This window comes from Clostridioides sp. ZZV14-6345, from assembly GCF_020657775.1.
GTDB lineage: Bacteria > Bacillota > Clostridia > Peptostreptococcales > Peptostreptococcaceae > Clostridioides > Clostridioides difficile_D.
The window spans coordinates 1-1,771 of the sequence record NZ_JAGWCX010000139.1 but is presented as its reverse complement, the minus strand read 5'-3'; the positions used below and the strand labels follow the sequence as shown (position 1 = coordinate 1,771).

At 27.2% G+C, this 1,771-nt stretch carries 2 protein-coding genes and 1 pseudogene; 1 reads left to right on the top strand and 2 read right to left on the bottom strand.

Annotated features, from left to right (window positions below; translation table 11 throughout):
- Nucleotides 1-508: 508 nt before the first annotated feature.
- Nucleotides 509-823 carry a hypothetical protein gene (locus KGF39_RS19265; RefSeq protein WP_227823551.1) on the bottom strand — a complete coding sequence of 105 codons (315 nt, stop codon included), beginning with the start codon at nucleotides 821-823 and terminating at the stop codon, nucleotides 509-511.
- Between the two features lie 143 nt (nucleotides 824-966).
- On the opposite strand from KGF39_RS19265, the gene KGF39_RS19260 reads away from it, so the two are divergent.
- Entirely contained in the window at nucleotides 967-1,476 is a 510-nt protein-coding gene (locus tag KGF39_RS19260) for a hypothetical protein (RefSeq protein WP_227823550.1), read from the top strand.
- 45 nt (nucleotides 1,477-1,521) lie between these two features.
- Here KGF39_RS19260 and KGF39_RS19255 read toward each other — a convergent pair.
- Nucleotides 1,522-1,771: pseudogene (locus KGF39_RS19255) on the bottom strand (N-acetylmuramoyl-L-alanine amidase); the annotation flags it as partial.

Below are 1,771 nucleotides of genomic sequence, written 5' to 3'. Positions count from 1 at the left end.
TCAAATATTATATATATAATATTTGAGTAATATTTTAATATTATTATTGCAATATATTAATATTGTTTAAATAATATGTTTTAACTATAATTTAAAAAAGGGGTTGGAAAAGAGTTATCTGAAAAAATGACTAAATCTGAATTAAATAAGTTTTCACAAGAAGTAACAAATTGTTTGTGATTCGCTGGACTTGATAAGGATATGAAAATTAAACTATTTTAAACAATCATAGAAGCAGTTGCAAGAAAAAAAGTAACATTATCAAGCGATAGCGAATTTACAGAAGGAATATTGCAAAGTGATGAAGCAGAAATAATGTAGGGTTTATACTTGAAGGATTAAGTTATCATAATAACTAAAACTTTAGCATTAAAAAAGCAGTGTATTATTGAATGCACTGCTTTTATTTCCACGTAGTTAATCTAAAATAATTTGGATATTATATCATTTCGATATAAATTAAATTGATATTTAAATCCCTTATAGTTAATTTCCTCCAGTATTTTTTTTATTTTATTTTCATTTCTTTATTTTCATTATAGTTACTAATCATTTCATTTACTTCTCTATATATGATAGAATCTATTTCTTTTAAGCTGTATTCCTTGCGCTTGTAGTCTTTTATATAATCTTCTATGTAAATTATTTCTTCGTAGTTTTCTTTGTATACATTTATGTCAATTCCTTTTCCTTCAAAGCTTACAAAAGAATTTAATTCATTATCTTTTATATAGAAGCCACATGTTTCTAATTTCCAATCGCGATATTCTTCTACTACGTCTCTTACAAATTCTATTATTTCTTTTTTAGTTATCTTTTTCATTTTTTAAATCCCCCTTTTTGTTTATCTTTAATTATATTATAACGTCTAGACGTGCATAAGTCAATAAAAATAACGTTAAAAATTGAAAAAATATTTTTAAACACTAACATATTGACTTTTTGACGTGTATAGATTAATATATAATGTATAGACGTGATAAAGGGGGATTTAAAATGATTAGTAATAAAGAAATTTACGATATGGGTTTTGAAATAGGAAAAACTAAAGTTTTAAGTGTTAGTAAGTTACTTCAACTTAATTCTGCTTGCAGAATGCAAGATAGGAACGCTATATTGAGTATATTATTACCAGCTTACCTCGGAGCTAAAATAAGCTTTCCCGAAGAACTTTTCATGAATGTAGAAAATGTTGAGTTCATGCTATGCTATCAAATGGGGTTAGTCGCTGGTAATGCAAAAGAAAATGCAACTTTTGATGGTTTCATATCTTTAGCTGATGCAAGCGAAAGATATAATGTTCCTCAAGCTACACTATTAAGTGCAATTAAAAGAGGCGCTTTTAAAACTGGTGAAGATTGCAAGAAAATCGGAAGAGATTGGATTTTTAAAGTTGCTTCTCTTGAAGATAAATACGGTGTTGAAGAGGTAGAATTATACAGTATTGAAGACGATTATGCTGATGAAGAAGAATAAAAAAAGAGAAGGTAGCAACTAGTAAATTAGTTGCTACCTTCTAATCTATTTCTTAATAAAATCTAATACTTTGTGAAGTGTATCAAATCTATCATTACCTTTTAGCATTGTATAATGTTCTTTAGTAATAGAACTTATCTTTTCACATGCTCCACCGCCTATAGCATATAAATTTTCTGTTTGACCTGGTACATAATCTTTTATATCACATATCAATATTTTCCCATCATTATAACCCCAGCCAAGCACAGTTGCAAGTATCTTGTCAACTGCTCCATCATAAACGATTGTATGT